At 47.8% G+C, this 16,712-nt stretch carries 19 protein-coding genes; 15 read left to right on the top strand and 4 right to left on the bottom strand.

The genetic code is table 11. The features are described from left to right. Positions 1-157: 157 nt before the first annotated feature. Positions 158-592, top strand: coding sequence for a DUF3429 domain-containing protein (locus ACXAFR_RS19375; protein ID WP_475179819.1), 435 nt, complete (start codon positions 158-160; stop codon positions 590-592). After that, entirely contained in the window at positions 589-1,563 is a 975-nt protein-coding gene (locus ACXAFR_RS19370) for an NAD(P)/FAD-dependent oxidoreductase (RefSeq protein ID WP_475179817.1), read from the top strand. Before ACXAFR_RS19375 ends, ACXAFR_RS19370 begins: the two co-directional genes overlap by 4 nt. A gap of 30 nt (positions 1,564-1,593) precedes the next feature. Here ACXAFR_RS19370 and ACXAFR_RS19365 read toward each other — a convergent pair whose 3' ends face one another. After that, positions 1,594-2,064, bottom strand: coding sequence for a hypothetical protein (locus ACXAFR_RS19365; RefSeq protein WP_475179816.1), 471 nt, complete (start codon positions 2,062-2,064; stop codon positions 1,594-1,596). Positions 2,065-2,249: 185 nt separating this feature from the next. Between ACXAFR_RS19365 and ACXAFR_RS19360 the strand changes: the two genes are divergently transcribed. Beyond that, the gene (locus ACXAFR_RS19360; RefSeq protein ID WP_475179814.1) at positions 2,250-2,639 is read left to right on the top strand and encodes a septal ring lytic transglycosylase RlpA family protein; all 390 of its coding nucleotides are present in this window, start codon (positions 2,250-2,252) and stop codon (positions 2,637-2,639) included. Positions 2,640-3,377: 738 nt separating this feature from the next. Next, positions 3,378-3,995, top strand: a complete 618-nt coding sequence (locus tag ACXAFR_RS19355) for a polymorphic toxin-type HINT domain-containing protein (protein WP_475179811.1) — start codon at positions 3,378-3,380, stop codon at positions 3,993-3,995. A gap of 54 nt (positions 3,996-4,049) precedes the next feature. On the opposite strand, the gene ACXAFR_RS19350 is transcribed toward ACXAFR_RS19355, so the two are convergent. Continuing rightward, positions 4,050-5,726, bottom strand: coding sequence for a hybrid sensor histidine kinase/response regulator (locus ACXAFR_RS19350; RefSeq protein WP_475179810.1), 1,677 nt, complete (start codon positions 5,724-5,726; stop codon positions 4,050-4,052). A gap of 278 nt (positions 5,727-6,004) precedes the next feature. Here ACXAFR_RS19350 and ACXAFR_RS19345 point away from each other — a divergent pair, with 278 nt between their 5' ends. After that, a complete protein-coding gene (locus ACXAFR_RS19345) occupies positions 6,005-6,406 on the top strand; it encodes a phosphate-starvation-inducible protein PsiE (protein WP_475179808.1) in 402 nt (133 codons plus the stop codon). Between the two features lie 52 nt (positions 6,407-6,458). Here ACXAFR_RS19345 and ACXAFR_RS19340 read toward each other — a convergent pair whose 3' ends face one another. Then, complete coding sequence (locus ACXAFR_RS19340) at positions 6,459-6,833, bottom strand: hypothetical protein (RefSeq protein WP_475179805.1); 375 nt, start codon at positions 6,831-6,833, stop codon at positions 6,459-6,461. 307 nt (positions 6,834-7,140) lie between these two features. Between ACXAFR_RS19340 and ACXAFR_RS19335 the strand changes: the two genes are divergently transcribed. After that, positions 7,141-7,554, top strand: a complete 414-nt coding sequence (locus tag ACXAFR_RS19335; RefSeq protein ID WP_475179804.1) for a hypothetical protein — start codon at positions 7,141-7,143, stop codon at positions 7,552-7,554. 195 nt (positions 7,555-7,749) lie between these two features. Next, positions 7,750-8,097 carry a hypothetical protein gene (locus ACXAFR_RS19330; RefSeq protein WP_475179802.1) on the top strand — a complete coding sequence of 116 codons (348 nt, stop codon included), beginning with the start codon at positions 7,750-7,752 and terminating at the stop codon, positions 8,095-8,097. A 30-nt stretch (positions 8,098-8,127) separates the two neighbouring features. On the opposite strand, the gene ACXAFR_RS19325 is transcribed toward ACXAFR_RS19330, so the two are convergent. After that, positions 8,128-8,412: a hypothetical protein gene (locus ACXAFR_RS19325; protein WP_475179800.1), complete on the bottom strand. Its 285-nt coding sequence runs from the start codon at positions 8,410-8,412 to the stop codon at positions 8,128-8,130. A 658-nt stretch (positions 8,413-9,070) separates the two neighbouring features. On the opposite strand from ACXAFR_RS19325, the gene ACXAFR_RS19320 reads away from it, so the two are divergent. The 8 genes from ACXAFR_RS19320 to ACXAFR_RS19285 all read left to right on the top strand — a co-directional run bounded on the left by ACXAFR_RS19320 (position 9,071) and on the right by ACXAFR_RS19285 (position 16,287). Next, positions 9,071-9,634, top strand: coding sequence for an SGNH/GDSL hydrolase family protein (locus ACXAFR_RS19320; RefSeq protein ID WP_475179799.1), 564 nt, complete (start codon positions 9,071-9,073; stop codon positions 9,632-9,634). A 1-nt stretch (position 9,635) separates the two neighbouring features. Beyond that, on the top strand, positions 9,636-10,718 hold the full coding sequence (wecB, locus tag ACXAFR_RS19315; RefSeq protein ID WP_475179796.1) for a non-hydrolyzing UDP-N-acetylglucosamine 2-epimerase: 1,083 nt from the start codon (positions 9,636-9,638) through the stop codon (positions 10,716-10,718). Between the two features lies 1 nt (position 10,719). Further along, positions 10,720-11,973: a glycosyltransferase family 4 protein gene (locus tag ACXAFR_RS19310; RefSeq protein WP_475179795.1), complete on the top strand. Its 1,254-nt coding sequence runs from the start codon at positions 10,720-10,722 to the stop codon at positions 11,971-11,973. After that, positions 11,951-13,153: a radical SAM protein gene (locus tag ACXAFR_RS19305; RefSeq protein WP_475179793.1), complete on the top strand. Its 1,203-nt coding sequence runs from the start codon at positions 11,951-11,953 to the stop codon at positions 13,151-13,153. Before ACXAFR_RS19310 ends, ACXAFR_RS19305 begins: the two co-directional genes overlap by 23 nt. Positions 13,154-13,155: 2 nt before the next feature. Further along, positions 13,156-14,001 carry an SDR family NAD(P)-dependent oxidoreductase gene (locus ACXAFR_RS19300; protein WP_475179790.1) on the top strand — a complete coding sequence of 282 codons (846 nt, stop codon included), beginning with the start codon at positions 13,156-13,158 and terminating at the stop codon, positions 13,999-14,001. A 130-nt stretch (positions 14,002-14,131) separates the two neighbouring features. Beyond that, positions 14,132-14,572 carry an ATP synthase F1 subunit epsilon gene (gene atpC / locus ACXAFR_RS19295; protein WP_475179789.1) on the top strand — a complete coding sequence of 147 codons (441 nt, stop codon included), beginning with the start codon at positions 14,132-14,134 and terminating at the stop codon, positions 14,570-14,572. A 100-nt stretch (positions 14,573-14,672) separates the two neighbouring features. Continuing rightward, on the top strand, positions 14,673-15,671 hold the full coding sequence (locus ACXAFR_RS19290; RefSeq protein WP_475179788.1) for a Solitary outer membrane autotransporter beta-barrel domain: 999 nt from the start codon (positions 14,673-14,675) through the stop codon (positions 15,669-15,671). A gap of 205 nt (positions 15,672-15,876) precedes the next feature. Continuing rightward, positions 15,877-16,287 (top strand): hypothetical protein, encoded by a 411-nt coding sequence (locus ACXAFR_RS19285; protein WP_475179785.1) that lies wholly within the window; start codon positions 15,877-15,879, stop codon positions 16,285-16,287. The last annotated feature ends 425 nt before the right edge of the window (positions 16,288-16,712 follow it).

Raw genomic sequence — 16,712 nt, 5'->3', positions numbered from 1 at the left:
TAGTCAGATGGGGAGTTCCGATCTATTGATGAATCTTAACCAGCGCCTGTATTCGTTAACGCTTGTATCAAAGATATGTCAACATTGTCTTTAGAAATCATCTATTTCTCGATATCCAACGTATAAACAAGGTCTGTATAACACTCTTTTTTTAGCTATGAACCGCGAAGCTCTCCAGAAATTTCTACCACTTTTTGGGGCTATTCCTTTCGCCGGAAGTGCTGTATTGCTTCTATTCGGTGTTGACTCTCTGCCATATTTAGGCCGACTTCAGCCACTGGTCGCTCTTTACGGCGTGGTCATCGGGTCATTTATGGCTGGCGTTCATTGGGGCCAACATCTACACACAACCAACGCCATAAGCCAACGCCTAGCCATCGCCAGCAACCTGCTGGCGCTCGCACTTTGGTTCTGCGCCCTGCTTATACCCCAATGGCTCCTCGTCGCCGTTTCGATCGTTCTGGTGATTCTCTGGCTTATTGACGGGTTACTGCTAAAAGCAAAGGTGATATCCGCCAGTTACTTCCGAATACGAACTTTGGTTACAGGGATTGTCCTCATATCACTGCTGATCGCGGAAATATATCAATGACCAAAATTGCCATTATCGGTGCGGGTATGGCTGGAGCAGCCGCCGCCAATTACTTCTCCAAATCGTGCAAAGTCACTGTTTTCGATAAAGCCAGAGGCGCTGGTGGACGCATGAGCTCCCGCCGTACCGATAGCGGCATCTATGATCACGGCGCCCAATATTTCACCGTTCGCAGCCCTGAGCTTCAGTCCGTAGTTGATCAAGGAATCAGCTCTGGCATCTGCCAACAGTGGGACCCTGTTATTGCCGAATTAGACCAAGGTAGACTGATCAGTGAGAAACGTTGGTCAGATCCCCACTATGTCGCAACACCGGGAATGAACGGCCTGATCAAAGAGCTTCTGAAAAACACGGAACTTAGCCTCTCTGACAAAGTGGTCGACATTGAAAGAGCTTCATCGAAGTGGACGATCCGGCTTGAGTCTGGCAGACAGGTTTCCGAATTTGACTGGCTGATTTGCGCAATCCCCGCCGCCCAGGCCATAGAGCTCTTAGGCGACAAATCAACCCTTTTGCGGCAGACGATGACTGAGGTATCCATAGCCCCTTGCCTTTGCGCCATGGTGAAAACAAGAGCGCGAATGGGATTTTCCTGGCAAGCCGCCCGCCCCCAAAACTCCTTTATAGACTGGATCTCAGTCAACAGTACAAAGCCTGGTAGATCAGCCGATGAGAACTTTGTTCTACATGCCACTGAACAGTGGTCTTTGGAGCATATTGATCAAGATATCCACACAAGTTGCATGGATATAACCCAGGAAGCGGCCAGACAGATGGGCATTGATGAGGGCCAACTAATACTGGTATCGACTCATCGCTGGCGCTACGCCAAGGTTAACAAGGCGATCGGCGCACCTTTTATCATAAACGAGCCACAACATCTGGCCGCTTGCGGAGATTGGTGCCTTGGCGGCCGAGTCGAGGCAGCATTTCTGAGTGGTTGGAAACTGGCGCATTCACTGGGGCAGTGACAAACGCCAAATCGATGTCGTACTGGGGCTTCATTCGTCGTCCGATGAGTTTTTCGACCTTTTATTAAAACTGGACGCAATCGCACTGGCTGAGCCGCCTGAACCACCATCCTTATCAAGCTCCTCAAAATCGGTAACGGCAAAACGTCGATAAGGTACAACGCAGTGAGTGGTAATCGACTCGTGAGACGCATAAGTCCCTTTATCCACGTTTAACGCAATGCGATATTTTTCTGACGATTCATCAAAGTACGAAGAACGATCAGACAGCTGGTGACGTAGGTATTTTGATCCTAAATCCTTGCGTGTTTTTTGTACGCACAAATCCACAGCATCCATATAGGAGACAACAGAAGAACGATTGGACGCAGCTGAACTTTTACTCTCTTTTGCAAGGCTACCTTTCGTGAAAATTAGAACATTTACGGCTACCAAGACAAAAACGATAAGGGCCGCAGGGAAAACGATCCATGGGTTTTTTATTGATTTATGGAATCCCATTCTTATATCCTCGGTTATTAATACGGCTTACCGGTAGCGCCTTAAATAGTATATATAGTACATAATGGCAAGAATCTCATAGCATTGGGTTTATTTGAGCAGAATTCCAGATCTGAATTTTGTCTTGCTCCGAATACCATTAAACCAATCACGTGGAACCACATCAAAAGGAGTGGCACAAAACCATGCCAATGAACAGCAAACGTGTTTCATGGATTATGTTCCCTATCTGTTTATTTCTGTTTAATCTCAGCCACGGAGCAACAAACGCGAAATGGCAGGGCTATTCGCAGAAAGGAGAAGCCTCCTTTTATGCCAGCAAGTATCAGTCAAGACTCACTGCCAGCGGCGAACGGTTTGACAATAAAGCGAAAACTGCTGCCCATCGCAAACTGCCATTCGGAACCAAGGTAAAAGTAACCAATGTAAACAACGGCAAAAGTGTTACCGTCGTCATCAATGACCGAGGGCCATTCGTAAAGGGTCGAATTATCGACTTAACCCAGTCAGCATTTAAGTCCATCGGCGACACAGATCACGGGATTATCGATGTTAAGATCTCTGTTCTTCCCTAGCGCGCGGGCCAGCATGCGACCAAACGACTGGAGATTTCTTTTGAGTTGATTGAATGTCACCAACAGTTTGTTCAAGCTCCACCGAATACAGCCTGTAAATTTCGCCTCTCAACGGCCATAAAACAGTAAGCTGGCGCTTACTTGCCAACTCAAAACATTATCGACAGCTAGCTGCCAAGAGAAAAAAATATAACCAGACAGACTTTTGGCATTGTTTTCATTATTTCCATAAGCAGCCCGCATGGATAACAGCCTACTACCCGGTTACCCCATTTTAGACAGGGATAATCGAGGATTTAAAAAACATCCACCTAAAGTCCCCTATCCTGGTAAAGCACACTAGAATAAACTTTAAATTAGGTTACAAAACACCTGTGACTTTTTGTGGAAGTAGTGCTACATTCTGCTACGCTAAAATCAGCAGCCACCAAAACTCACAAAATTTTGGTGAACAATAAACAACAATGACATTGAATAGCGGGTAGGCATCCTATGAAAATTCATAGGATGTAAGAGCAAACGCCATATTATTCAAAGCGTTATGCTCAAATGTGCTCAGAAAGGCGGTTTTTTGATAGCAAGTAAGCTGTTTTGAGAGGTTAGGCGTCTGATGTTACGCATCAGACGTATATAGGAAGACAGCCGCAGTGTTTTGAGTAACCATGCAACTTGTGTGTAATAGCAGGATTGCTGTTGTATTTACCCGTCAGGATGTGGCGAATTGATGAGGTCTATACTATGTCTTACTTCAACACTCTAGGGGATGTTTTTCCTAAACTGACCGAATTTGGTTCAGATCATCCCTATTTCTCTTCCATATTTCCGATATTTAAGCTGATCTCCGATGGAGAACAACTGGATTTTGCTGAAGATGCCAAGGTGCTCACCCCAGACGGCTGGCGAACCATTCAGTCGCTCTCTATCGGTGATGCTATTTCATCCTTTTGTTTGCGAAACAATCGAATTGTGTCTGATCGCGTCACCTATATTGAGAAACGAAAAATTTCTCGCTATCTACAGCTGACTACAGAAGATATGACGATTAAAACAACTCGTAACCAATCTTTTAGAACATTGGAAGGCTGGAAAAAAGCACGATTGCTGGAAGAAGGTGACACCTTAATTACCGCTCATGGTCGTTATCAAAAAATACTCGACATCTCTCATGAAAAGGGCTTTTTAAATGCTTATCATATTGAGGTCGAGCAGGTCGATAATTACATTGTCGAAGAACTTCTCACCAAAACGTCCAACGAAGCTACCTACCGAGCACTAAAAGGCGCCACCATTCGCCTTCTGTCCCTGAACCCCCTGTTGCGTCCTGTACTCAGCAGCGGTTCCCGTCGCCACCACTAGCAATGACATAAAACCGGTCCTGTGCAGCGTTTCAGTCGGCGCTCGACCGGTTTTTTAATCCTCGCAAAAATTGGAGCTTTTAGAGTTCAAGACTTCACCAAGGGTTTGAATCAAAAGGTCTGACGTTACAGGCTTGGTCAAGTATCCGGTCATGCCGGCTGCAATTGCTGCATCCTTTTCACGCCCAAAAGCGTGGCCAGACATCCCGATAATGGGAATATTCGCAAACAAGGCTTCTGAAGAGCGGATTAATTTCGTCGCTTCTACGCCATCTAATTTTGGCATATTGATATCCATCAACACCGCATCGTATTTTTCTGAATCCAGTGCAGCCAATACTCCGTAACCATCACCAACGAAAACACTCTCGTAGCCATAATGTTCCAGAATCAATCCTAGAACGAGCTCATTTGGCTCATAGTCTTCGGCCACCAGAATACGCTTCCCCTTTCCAAAAACAGGCTGACGTTTCGTTTCAGATGATTCGGAAGTTTCAGAAGCAAGTATTTTTTCACTAGGGAGCAATACAAAAAATTTCGAACCAAAACCCGGAGCGCTCTCGACCTCGACTTTGCCCCCCATTAAATGCACAAGCTCATTGGAAATTGGCAGGCCAAGGCCGGTCCCACGATATTGGTCACCCTGATTGACCTGGCCAAATTTTTGAAAAATATGAGACAGGCGTTCTTTAGGAATCCCAATTCCTGTATCAATCACTTGAAGTTCAACGAAGGTATCTGACGAATTTTCTCTCACCACGGGATAACTTGCTTTGACCGTTATCGCCCCCTGCTCCGTGAATTTTATCGCATTTGTGATGAGGTTAATCATCACCTGCCGCAACCTCAATTCATCACCTTCATAGAAAAGGTTTTCAACAGCATGGGCATCAACCGTAAATGTAAGGTTCTTCTCACGCGCTTTAGAGGAAGAAATACGTTCAACTTCTTGCAACAGCTTTCCAAGAGAAAATGGGGTTTTATCCAAAACGATTTGACGCGCTTCAATGGACGACAAGTCAAGAACAGCGTTAACCAAATCCATTAGGCTTTCAGCGGAAGTAGACAGCGTTTTAATCATTTCGACAGTAGACTGATCATACTGATCGATATTCTGTTTTAACAATCCAGAAACCCCGACAATTGCATTGAGCGGGGATCGAATTTCATGACTTATAGTCGATAAAAATTCGCTCTTTGCATCTCCTCTATCCGCAACGGAAACAGCACGCCTTCGTAAATGTAATAATTCAGAAACGGTTTCCGCTAAACGTCGTAACTGCGCCTGATCATCACTGTCGAATTGGGTCCGAGCTTCTGTGTCAATAATACAAAGCGTACCCAACGGATAACCATCGCTGCTAAGCAAAGTGGCACCGGCGTAAAAGCGAATATGAGGAGCCCCTGTAACCAAGGGATTACTGCAGAATGCGGGACTTGCTTCGGCATCATTCACCACCATTACATCGTTGCTGATGATCGCGTGAGTGCAGAAAGAAACCTCTCTGGGCGTTTCCTTTACATCAAGACCAATGCAGGACTTAAACCACTGGCGATTTCGGTCCACAAAGGAGATCAGCGCAATAGGAACATTAAAAAGTACTTTTGCCAGTTCCGTAAGACGATCGAAAGCAACCTCAGCATCAGAATCCAAGATATCCTGCCGGTACAACGCCTCTAAGCGTGCCTCTTCGTTCGACAGCAGGGGGTAATCCAACGGGTCAGTCATCATTATCCTAGCTTGTAGCCACCGAGAGAATTTGCCAACATCATTTATGGCGCAGAAAATCCCATTTTATCCGATCGGCCAGCCCAGGCAATATCCTGTCTTTCAGACTCTACCCCCAACCACCGAAGTAAGCGCATATCCCCCCAAAGTTAGAGAACACCAACGCGGCCAATCGGTTACACTCTTCCCTGACAATAACAATCATCTATCTTCGGCGCCTACGCCCCCGCATTCAATAACTGGGAGCGTGAGAATCCGCCTATCTGTCGTTGGGAGAAGCGATGAACAGAATAAAGCACAAAGGCGACAATATCATAAGCCTCATCGAAAACTTTGGGCTGATGCTGATTGCCTTTCTGACCGTCATTGCCATGGGACAGGAAATTTGGGTTGTCGTCGAGAAACTTCACGTTGACCTGGCAGACCTGCTTTTACTTTTTATCTACCTGGAAGTGCTCGCCATGGTCGGTTCTTACCTGCGATCTGGACGCCTACCGGTCAGGATGCCACTGTACATCGTCATTGTCGCCATCGCTCGCTATATGGCATTGGATATGAAAAACATGGATACCTGGCGTATGGTTGGACTAGCAGCAGCTATTTTCGTCGTCTCAATCGCGATTTTGGTCATCCGCTTCGGCCATAAGACCTACCCCTATGGCGAAACAGATAACACCATTTAAATTGGATACCAATGGCCAAGGGAAGAGCTCCCCTTGGCCAATTTGCGACGGACTAACCTCTCGGGTGACGAGGCACCTCCCGCTGCTCCTCATCAAGACTGATCGAGATGCCAACACGATCATCGGATAGGTAGAGCGACAACTGTTTCTTTTCGAGGGACTTCTTTTCGTTATGGGAGGCTTTTTTCACAGGTTCATGCCTCTCGTGCTGATACTTCTTTTCAAGATGTGCCTCCTTCGAATGCGCTCTCTGATCTCTTGAGCGCTCCTTCTCATGCGTCTCCCCTCTCTGGGAGTGTTGCTTTGCTTCTACCTGCTCGCGGTGATGCTCGTCGTGGCTTTCGAAAGACTTAGGGCTGGCCAGCACAGACTGACTGGCGGCAGCCATAACCAATGCAGTAACTAATATCGAAGTCTTGAGTTTCATAGTTCACCTCTTACTTTCGTGATGTCGGCTTTTTAATGGCCTTACTTTTTTAAACTGCCTTTCGCAGCTGTAACCATTTAACGAAAAAGGTGTCACAGAGGTTTCCTGAGAATCTATCAACATGAATCACTTTGTATCAAAGTGTCATTCACTGGCAAAACGACACTAGAGATAGGAAGGCTTGGAAGGCAGGTTAACCGCGGCGCCAATAGAAACTTTTTGCGCCAATCAAAAAATATCGAAGATTTCCTCCTTGACAGCTTCACCGCTATGCACAATTTTTATAGTAACTCCGGGGAAGAAAGCTATGATTCGACTATTCAGTGTCGCTCCTGATTTCACCAGTTCCTATATTATCCCACTACGCCCTCTGAACCCTTCAGACGTCGTGATCGGACCCGCTCGAAAAGCCAATGACTCAGCCTCCTTAGGCTTGGTATCCGTGGAGCTTTCCCGCTCTACCAAAGAGCAATTGGCCAACTCCCTGAACGTGTCATTTGAGCCGATAGAACTGACCATTGAGCTGCACATTCATCAGCTTACCCGAGACCTCATCGAGCCAATCAATCTGGGGCGTCATCAACGACTGGAAATGGCGTCCATCGCGTTGACCTATTTTCAATCCAAGCTCGATGATGTGATTACTTATCACAACGCGGCTTTAGCGGTAGCAGAACCTCAAACACATGTTGCCAGAAACGAGCAAGGTCTCTGGCATTAAACAGACTGAGCAGGGATAACACTCAGTTGGCATTAGAACAAACACAGGAGCTACAGGGCTCGCCGCCCTGATAGTTCTTTACTCAAATCCAACAGACATTCTGTCGGCCGGCACTGTTCTAAGGAAGGAAATTTGGTAAGGTGAGTGGAGATAGCCACGATCCCGGGCGATGTATCTTACAAGTGGAGATCGTAGATGATCAGAACCATCTCTCGTCAATCAGCCTATGAGTTACTGAACGAAGGGCTGACCCAAGAAGACCTCGATGCAAATATTCAGCGTCTTAACGCTATGACCAATCGTCAGGTCACTGACTTTCTGCACCAGTCTGCAGAGCTTGACGACAAGTTCGTTGTCTATAGCCAAGATGACAATGGTTTGTTTCGAGACTACCACTGTCGCTCTGGTATGGATGGCGCCGTACTTTATCGCAAGCGCCTCGACAAATCCGGTTTAATCATTGACGAAATGCCGCTATTGCGCATTCTCGATAACAGTCTTCAACAACGCGTCCAAGTTTCTGCCGAGATAGATGTTTGGTAGCGCTGAAAGATAGCGGAAGCGTGGCTTTGACTACAGAGAAATGTCGTGTACGTTTACCCAAAATTGCCCAAAGATCAATAACGCTACGATTATTGTCCAACCGACGTGCATCAATAACTTATCACTGAGGCGCTTCTCTCTGTTGAACTTAAAGCCGTAAAGAATTAACCCAGAACATAACACTTGTATCAACATTAACAGCATCGCCGCGTTCTGGTTGCCGATGTTCTGCGCATACCCTAAAGCGGTGACAGCAAAACCTGCCAATCCAAACGTCAGCAAAAACCAGCTGAATATCTTCAAATACCGTAACACATCGATCCCTCAAATCCCCTTGCCGCGAAAAGACGATATAGCTCAGATTGTCCAGCCCAAACATGGCCCAGTGGCGCAATCGGGCCTTTTATCCCACCAGTATCTCAACCTTTTAACGTCAGCAAATACGGCGACGTTTTCACTTAGAAAAAACAGAAAAAGTTCCAGACATTACTTATAAAAAATAGATGTAAGTTTTGTTTACACAAACAAAAAAACCTTGAAACAACAGGTGTCTGAATGGTCATCTACCGGGCGCTTCCGGCCAATTCAACAACGTGGCTTGACTTGCACTGAAGATAAAGTCACATATGACTGTTAAATTTTCAAACTGTTTCATGGATTGTGACCTGAACGCTAGTCGGCTCAAACATCTTCCGTTAGAATGCGTGCCGACTTGCATCTCAGACAACATCTCCACGTATTTTTTACCACGCTGTAGGAGAGAACGTCTCGCAGTACTTGCATCGGCGTCCCCCCCGTCTTTCGCAGACGACTGCAACGCAACTGCCATCGTAGTTTTACTACGACAGCAGACGCGATTAAGCCTTTGAGAAAACAGAAAGTGTTTTCAGCGAACACGTTCATACAGGCTGATAAAACAAACATTGGATTGAAATTTACTGTCGAACACTGACATCAGGAAGTTACAGTCATCATGAATTACCAAAGGATTGTCTGCTTAGGTGACAGCCAGACATTTGGAGCCAGAACTTACTGTTGCTACCCAATGCATCTGGTCCGAGAGCTAAATTTAAACACTGACTATGTCTGGACCGTTGCCAATCACAGCGCCAACGGCCGCACTGCTCGGGATCTCTGGTTTGCGCTCGCCTGCGATTTACCCGCGATAAAAGATACCTACACCGCCTGCTTACTGATTGGCACAAACGACGTCGGCAATCAAACGCCCGTGGAAAGCTTTGGTGAATACTACCGACAAATTCTCGACACATTAGCAATCAGCGGAATTAAAACCATCTTATGCGGAGAGATTCCTCCTATTTGGGCTGATGGGCATGCTTTTTTCTCTCGTGAGGCAGCAGCGTCGCTATCGACATACAACGACATTGTTAAAACCGCCGTGGCCGCTTGTCCGCGGGCAGGTCTGGTCAACCTGTCACATCTCACGCGCGACCATTATGTTGACCCGGTTCATTTCAGTGAATCGGGCAACCGGGCAGTAGCTGCAGCATTCTCTGCAGCCATTAGGGAGTATTGAAATGACGATTGCCGTTGTACAGGGAACTCGCCCCGAAATTATTAAGAACTATTCGATTATAAAAGCGCTGAAAAAGCGCGGGCTCCCCTTTCGAGTCTTCCACACCAACCAGCATGTTCAAGACAATATGCGCGATGCGATTTATCGCGAAATGGGATATAAACCCTGCGTACAACTTGATGACAACTACTCTATTGGTACTGCGATTAAATGGCTCGAAGAAGGATTCCAGAAACACCGTATTTCCCACGTCATCGTCAACGGTGACACTGCAGCGTCGCTAGCGGGTGCTCTCGCGGCCATGTACGCTGACATTCCCCTTTCACATATCGAAGCCGGATTGCGATCCAGAGACACCGACATGCTCGAAGAGCGTAATCGGATTATGGTCGATGCCGTTGCCGAATTGTTGTTTGCTTACACACAGTATGAATACGACGTGCTCAAGCAATCTCCCGACATTCGCGGCCGGGTTTTTGTGGAAGGGAATACCACTGTCGATCTGCTACAGGATTTTTCTTCGCGCCTGCCGCGTCCACGGGTCGCCAAGCCTTATCTGTTTGTGACATTGCACCGTCGCGAACTCACGACATCCAAACTGCGCATGACCCAGGTCGTCACCGCGTTAAATCAGTTGGCAGAAGACGTAGGCAGCTTGGTCTTTCCGATTCACCCAAGAACCCGGCAAGCCCTGAAAGATTACAACCTTCTCGAAAAACTACACCCAGGCATCCATCAGCTATTACCCATGCCGATCCTTGAAGCACTCGGCTATCAGAAACATGCCGCCGCTATCGTCACTGACAGCGGCTGCGTACAAGAAGAAGCCTATCTGCTTGGCGTCCCCTGTATCACATTGAGGGAAAACACCGAGCGTCACCTCACGCTGGAAAACGGCGCTAATCGAATTACAGGCTTCAACCCCGATCAGATCGTATCCATGACACGGCAGGCCTTAAATGAAAACCATCGCCTGTGGCCCCCAATCTATGGCAGCTACGGAGCCGGCGATCGAATCATCGGACGCATTCTGGATTTCATGACGGAACAGGAAAGCAGCCAGTCGCTGGAAGGAAGCCGCTGATATGCCGCGCCTGCTAAGCGTCAACAACTATTACTATCGACGTGACGGCTCGGAAGTGGTTTATTTTGACCACAATCGAATGCTGGAAGCTGCCGGCTGGGACATAGTTCCCTTTGCCATGCATCATCCAGCCAACAAACCCAGCGAATGGTCCAAGTATTTCGTCGACGAAATCGAATTTGGCCAGGACTACTCTCTGTTTGAAAAACTGCAGCGGCTGCCGAAGATCATCTATTCTTTCGAAGCTCAACGTAAAATCGGCGAACTGATTGAAAACACAAAGCCGGATATCTGTCACTGCCACACCATTTACCACCACATCTCTCCGTCGATTTTAAGCCGACTAAAGCAAGCTGGGTTGCCCGTCATAATGACACTGCACGACCTCAAGCTCGCCTGCCCGGCTTACCACATGCACAACAAGAATGGTGTGTGTGAAGATTGTCGTCACGGAGGACTGCAAAGCGTCGTTAAAAACAAGTGTGTTAAAAATTCGTCGGCACTCAGCCTGGTATCGTTAACGGAAGCCGTCGTGCATCGCTGGCTGAAATCCTACAAGAATTGTGTCGATATCTTCGTCTCTCCCTGTCAGTTTTACATCGACAAGCTTGTGGAATGGGGATGGGATCGACAGCAATTTATACACATACCAAACGGGGTTGCGCCCAGCGACTACGCGCCACAGTTTGATAAACACGACGACTACCTTTTGTATTTTGGTCGCCTCTCGCCTGAAAAAGGACTGCCGACGTTTATTAAAGCGGCAGCCAAATCCGGCGTTGCCATCGCATTTGCCGGAGACGGGCCCCAGCGGGACGAACTGCAAATCCTCGCACGGGAACTCAAATGTAAGTCTCGCTTTTTTGGGCACCTATCTGGTGAACAACTGGAAAAAGCCGTGCAAAATGCCAAGGCCACCGTTTTGCCTGCGGAATGGTATGAAAACGCTCCGATGAGTGTGCTTGAATCCTATGCCATGGGAAAACCCGTCATTGGAGCCAGAATTGGCGGCATTCCGGAACAAGTGATCGACGGGGAAACGGGGCGGCTCTTTACCTCCGGCTCTATCGATGAACTGGCAAGTTGCCTTTCTGAATATGCCAATATGAGCGCCGAGGACATCAGTCGTCAGGGCCGAGCCGCTCATCAGCATTTGCAATCACACTTCTCCCTGGATTTATACAGTCAACGCATTCAGGAACTTTATGCAAAAGTTCTGGGAACACAACGCCATGCGATCCCCTACAACGCCTAATCCCCCTCTTTCCCAGAGAGGAGAAATTCGCTTGGGGTTCCGCTGCAACGCCCGCTGCGGATTCTGCTACTATCAAGAGCTACTCGACCAACCCGTCGAAAAAGAGCCCTCTCGGGAAGAGCTGCTGCAGACGTTACACCACTTACGCTCACTCGGCGCAACGGAAGTGGAATTTACCGGCGGCGAACCCACCGTTAGCTTGCACTTAAAGGAAATAATCGCCGAAGCGAAGAGAATTGGCTTTATCAATATTTCGCTGATTACCAACGGCTTGCGACTAGCGAATCCCAATTACGCTCGGACGCTGGTAGAACTCGGCCTTAACGACGTTCTGCTGTCCATTCACGGTCCTGATGCAGCAACTCATGACCGCCATACCGGAATAAAAGGCAGTTTCGATAAAGCCCTCCAGGCCGCTGACAATTTGCAATCTCTCGGTGTTCGACGTCGCGCCACCGCCACTATAACCGGGGAAAATGTATCCTCTGTAAAGGCCATACTCTCACTGTTTCTGGAACGGCATTTCAGCTGTATTCATTTTGCGGTGTTCAGTCCGGTTGCCCAAGCTGATCAATCTCAATCTAAACTCTATGTCACCTACCGAGAAGCCGGAGACGCTCTGACACAGGCAATTACGTCAGTGGCGACGCCTCTCCCACCGCTCAGCATTAAGTACATTCCGTTCTGCTTTTTACCTGGACTCGAACATCATGTGATGAATCTCTATCAACAGAGTTTCGATCCCGATGATTGGAATTACTATTACAGCAACCGTATTCGGCGTGCGGTCAAGTCTCCACTAACGTGGCTTTTCGATAGCGTATCCCTTCTGGGAATGTCTCTGGTCCGACATAAGCTTACAGCGCTGAAAAACGGTTTGCTCGGCGCCAAAGTTGCCGGGTTTACCCGACTGGTAGAGCTCGCCCGCAAAAAACACCCCAAAGCGTGTCGCGACTGTGCGTATTACACTGTCTGTGATGGCGTCTGGCGGGGCTATCAGCAAGTCAACCCGGACGAGCAACTGCATCCAATCCCTGGTCCGGCAGTCACCCATCCCGCGGCAACTTACGTCATGTCTCACTACCGCAATCCAGGAGAGCCTTTGCCCAGTATCCGCTTGAACTCAATAACGCCTGAGCAGCCGGCCGATATTAAATTAATACAACACTGCCAGCTTTGATCATGTCTGAAATATCGACCGATACGAGAGGGAAGACCCAGGCAATTCTAGTGACCGGTGCAGGCTCGGGTATCGGTGCAGCCACTTGCGAACTGCTTTCCCAAAACGGATTCACGGTCTACGCGGGTCTCCATCAGGCACGTCCAAGCCAGAATAATGTCCGCCACGACAGTATTGATCTTATTCTTGACGTCACACAGGATGATTCTATAGCGGAAGCTGTCGCTCGAATTGATAGCGACGAGGCAGATTTAATCGCCATCATCAATTGTGCCGGCACCAGTTTGACATCTCCTGTCGAGGAGATCTCCCGCGAAGAAGCTCTTCAGTTGATGAATCTAAACGCCATTAGCCCACTGCGTATTGCCAGTATCGCCATGCCACTGCTGGCGCGGACTCAAGGTAAAGTGATCAACATCAGCTCCACTAGCAGCCAGGTCCCTGACGTTTACGCCGCAGCTTACTGCGCCTCAAAAGCGGCTCTAGACAGCCTTTCTAGAGCCATTCAGATAGAGTGGCAGTCAACAGGCATTCGTCTAGTCACCGTACAACCCGGCGTTGTTGCCACACCGTTTTGGAGCAAGTTGACGGTCTCAGAGGCTCAGCACCGCAATCGCTTTGTAAACATGGAAGACGCTGAGTTCACACACAGGCATCAGCAGTTTTCTTCATTCGCCCAAGATGGCCTGCCGGCAGAAAAGGTCGCCTCAGAATTGCTTGCTATCGTTAACAATCCCTCTCCCAAATCCAACTACGTCATCGGCCAGGACGCCAAGCGGCGTTTGTGGATTCACCGCCTGCTCCCCAAGGCACTTTACAATCGACTGCTCTCTCGCAGAATTCGATAATACGTACAGAGAACTTTGCACCACCGAACAGAATCACATACATTAGTGCACGCTCTGCGAAAATTACGACCGGCCGTTTCTGGTCTCTCTCAGAGCTCACCGATGTTGTTTCGCTGTATCGAGTTCGGAAATGTCTAGAACAAAAGCTTTTACTATCGAAATCGCCGATATTTCGCGCCTGATTTTTTCGGGTAAAGGAACCAAGCTGGTCGCGCCAGCATCTTACGGCGAAGTCTGTATTTTAAACGGACATACCCCACTGCTCACGGAGCTCACTCCGGGCGAAATTCGACTTCAGCCCGATACTGGCGTAGAGCAGATCTTCTATGTATCTGGAGGATATATGGAAGTTCAACCTCACAAAGCCTTTGTTCTGGCAGATCAGATACTACGCTCTTCGGAGCTTGACCAGGATGCTGCCTTAAAAGCCAAGCAACACGCTGAGGCGCTGCTTGAATCCTCGCCACTTCCTGCCATTCGCGAAGAGAGCCATCATCAAATTATGAAAGCCGTAGCGCAACTCCGCGTTATCCAGCACCTGCGTAGCCGACACAGTACAAAAGGTCGCTAGCCAGTATCTGATTTCGTGGATTAGGCAGAAATGGATTAGACTTCGAAAAAAAAAGAACGAGTAAATAAGGATATTGGCACTAACAAGGAAGGAAAATGCCATGGAGCTCGCCACAAAGAGAATTCTTCATGTCACATTGCTTTTTGCTGCTTATGAGTCAAATGCCGCCTCACCAGTGGAGACGACTGTTAGGGATGCTCTTTCCCAAGGCTTCTCAACAGCAGCCTTACTGAGTGATGATCAAGTAATAAAACTGGGAATTTGGAACTTTGATCCAAATACCTACTTGGACACGGAATTTGAGGAGCTAGGCTCCGAAACATCCAAGACCTATCGAGATTCCCTAACTCAATTCAGTTTGCCCTGGCATAAACAGCTCTCCAATTTCGATGGGAAACGGAATTCCACACTAAATCTTGTTACCCGCCTTTCCTATTTAAAATCTCAACAAGAAGTTGACTTATTTCCCGCCGAAGGTCAGCCGAAAGACGACTTGCAGGAGGAATTTTACACCGCGGGATTGGGCTTAAATTATTCGCTAAATCTCAATGAACGCTGGCAGATGGGCGTTGGCGGGCACATGAGTTGGATGCATTATCAAAACAGCATGGATTTTAATTCCGTGCTGTCCCAAGTCGTACAACCCTATTTAGATGAGCTCATCACCAACCTAGATATTGATGTACTCATGATCGAGCCAACTCTAAGGCTACAATATGCTGTCGACACGGAACGTTATCAGTGGCAGGTTTTTACTCAATACCACTACCTAATCGGAACGGCCATTGGTGAGAGCAACTTGATTCACGACGTCAAACCCGACGCCTGGTACACCACGACCGGTGTCCGACTCTTAAAGCCATTTTCACTCTTGGGACAATCGCAAAATATCTGGTGGAGGGCGGCCCGAGTAGATTTAGGAGGCGACCTGCGCGGTGCCGTTGGCACTTCCCACTACTATGAATTTGGTCTGGGCTGGCTCTTCAACACCCAAAATAAAGTCCAATATTTAGACAACGTTGGAATTGGTGTGGATATTAATTACGGCAGTGATCTTAGTGGTGGAACTTTAATCCTACTCTACAATGTGGAATTCTGAGTCATTGATCTCGCCCTCATTTCAAATACCTAAACAAAACCAGCCGATAAATTGACCCGAACTGTCCGAATACGACATGTCGTTTAGCCTCCGCCGAAAGAATGACAAATGTCATTTGCTATTCAGAATGCTTGATCTAACCTCATGTAAACGCAGATAACCGCGTGAGTCGATAATTCCGCTGTTTTATGAGGGTAAGTTCACCATGGCTTTGGCCAGCCGGCAGGAAATGCCATTGCACCATCTCAATGACGTAGAATATAGCGCCATTGGTAGCAATTTTAAGCAGCGTCAATTGACTCGTATTCTGGTCTTTTTACGTGACGACCTCCACGCCGAAAGCCCCCAACTTCCCAAACCGACCTCGCAGCTGCTCGCCAGACTGGTTGAAGCCTGCCCTCTGTCACTACTGCATGGCTCCACCTGGCAAACGACTATTACCGATGCACTCGGATATCTCAGTGAAGCATTGCGGAATGCCCCTCACGGCCAGGATACTGAACTCGTTGACAACGCCAGTACACGGCTTTTTCCCAATGCCGATCTTTTTGACCGCGCCGATGCACTAGCCTTTATAGAAGCCCTGCAAATTCGCCAGCATCGGGAACTGATCTAGGCCTGTCACGTTATGTTAAATTTGATGACGAATACCTAATCCCAAGCTGCCACAATACAAGAGCCCTACCCAGTAAATCAGGGGCAATGCTCATTCGTTTGTAGACAATTTCTTCAAAACCACCGATCCAACCCTGTTACGAAATGTCAAATAAAATGCCACTTTTAGCCATGGCAAATCGGCAGTCTTCCAACGTATGGTAAGCCTTAGGCTCAAGATAGATGTGTGAGGGGAGTAAAAGGGCTGGCGAAAGCCCCCAAAACTCCGGCTTACTATTAAAAAATACGGCTTACCAAACTCTCAATCTTTGAGACGATAGCGTCGCCCAACTTACGCCACGATAGAGGCTCAATATAGCTCCTCCCATGGCGTTAGATGTGCTGACGGAAGTATTCACCTATTACGAGTTCAATCAACGGGAAGAA

The sequence above is a fragment of the Pseudomaricurvus sp. ABR4_320 genome (assembly GCF_056159445.1).
The sequence above is the reverse complement of the archived record's forward strand: the minus strand, read 5'-3'. Positions and strand labels throughout refer to the sequence as shown.

What these genes read in the sequence shown, in the direction of transcription:
- ACXAFR_RS19375 (WP_475179819.1), top strand. Translation starts at nt 158, where the DNA reads ATGAACCGCGAAGCTCTCCAGAAATTTCTACCACTTTTTGGGGCTATT.
- ACXAFR_RS19370 (WP_475179817.1), top strand. Translation starts at nt 589, where the DNA reads ATGACCAAAATTGCCATTATCGGTGCGGGTATGGCTGGAGCAGCCGCC.
- ACXAFR_RS19365 (WP_475179816.1), bottom strand. Translation starts at nt 2,064, where the DNA reads ATGGGATTCCATAAATCAATAAAAAACCCATGGATCGTTTTCCCTGCG.
- ACXAFR_RS19360 (WP_475179814.1), top strand. Translation starts at nt 2,250, where the DNA reads ATGCCAATGAACAGCAAACGTGTTTCATGGATTATGTTCCCTATCTGT.
- ACXAFR_RS19355 (WP_475179811.1), top strand. Translation starts at nt 3,378, where the DNA reads ATGTCTTACTTCAACACTCTAGGGGATGTTTTTCCTAAACTGACCGAA.
- ACXAFR_RS19350 (WP_475179810.1), bottom strand. Translation starts at nt 5,726, where the DNA reads ATGATGACTGACCCGTTGGATTACCCCCTGCTGTCGAACGAAGAGGCA.
- ACXAFR_RS19345 (WP_475179808.1), top strand. Translation starts at nt 6,005, where the DNA reads ATGAACAGAATAAAGCACAAAGGCGACAATATCATAAGCCTCATCGAA.
- ACXAFR_RS19340 (WP_475179805.1), bottom strand. Translation starts at nt 6,833, where the DNA reads ATGAAACTCAAGACTTCGATATTAGTTACTGCATTGGTTATGGCTGCC.
- ACXAFR_RS19335 (WP_475179804.1), top strand. Translation starts at nt 7,141, where the DNA reads ATGATTCGACTATTCAGTGTCGCTCCTGATTTCACCAGTTCCTATATT.
- ACXAFR_RS19330 (WP_475179802.1), top strand. Translation starts at nt 7,750, where the DNA reads ATGATCAGAACCATCTCTCGTCAATCAGCCTATGAGTTACTGAACGAA.
- ACXAFR_RS19320 (WP_475179799.1), top strand. Translation starts at nt 9,071, where the DNA reads ATGAATTACCAAAGGATTGTCTGCTTAGGTGACAGCCAGACATTTGGA.
- wecB (WP_475179796.1), top strand. Translation starts at nt 9,636, where the DNA reads ATGACGATTGCCGTTGTACAGGGAACTCGCCCCGAAATTATTAAGAAC.
- ACXAFR_RS19310 (WP_475179795.1), top strand. Translation starts at nt 10,720, where the DNA reads ATGCCGCGCCTGCTAAGCGTCAACAACTATTACTATCGACGTGACGGC.
- ACXAFR_RS19305 (WP_475179793.1), top strand. Translation starts at nt 11,951, where the DNA reads ATGCGATCCCCTACAACGCCTAATCCCCCTCTTTCCCAGAGAGGAGAA.
- ACXAFR_RS19300 (WP_475179790.1), top strand. Translation starts at nt 13,156, where the DNA reads ATGTCTGAAATATCGACCGATACGAGAGGGAAGACCCAGGCAATTCTA.
- atpC (WP_475179789.1), top strand. Translation starts at nt 14,132, where the DNA reads ATGTCTAGAACAAAAGCTTTTACTATCGAAATCGCCGATATTTCGCGC.
- ACXAFR_RS19290 (WP_475179788.1), top strand. Translation starts at nt 14,673, where the DNA reads ATGGAGCTCGCCACAAAGAGAATTCTTCATGTCACATTGCTTTTTGCT.
- ACXAFR_RS19285 (WP_475179785.1), top strand. Translation starts at nt 15,877, where the DNA reads ATGGCTTTGGCCAGCCGGCAGGAAATGCCATTGCACCATCTCAATGAC.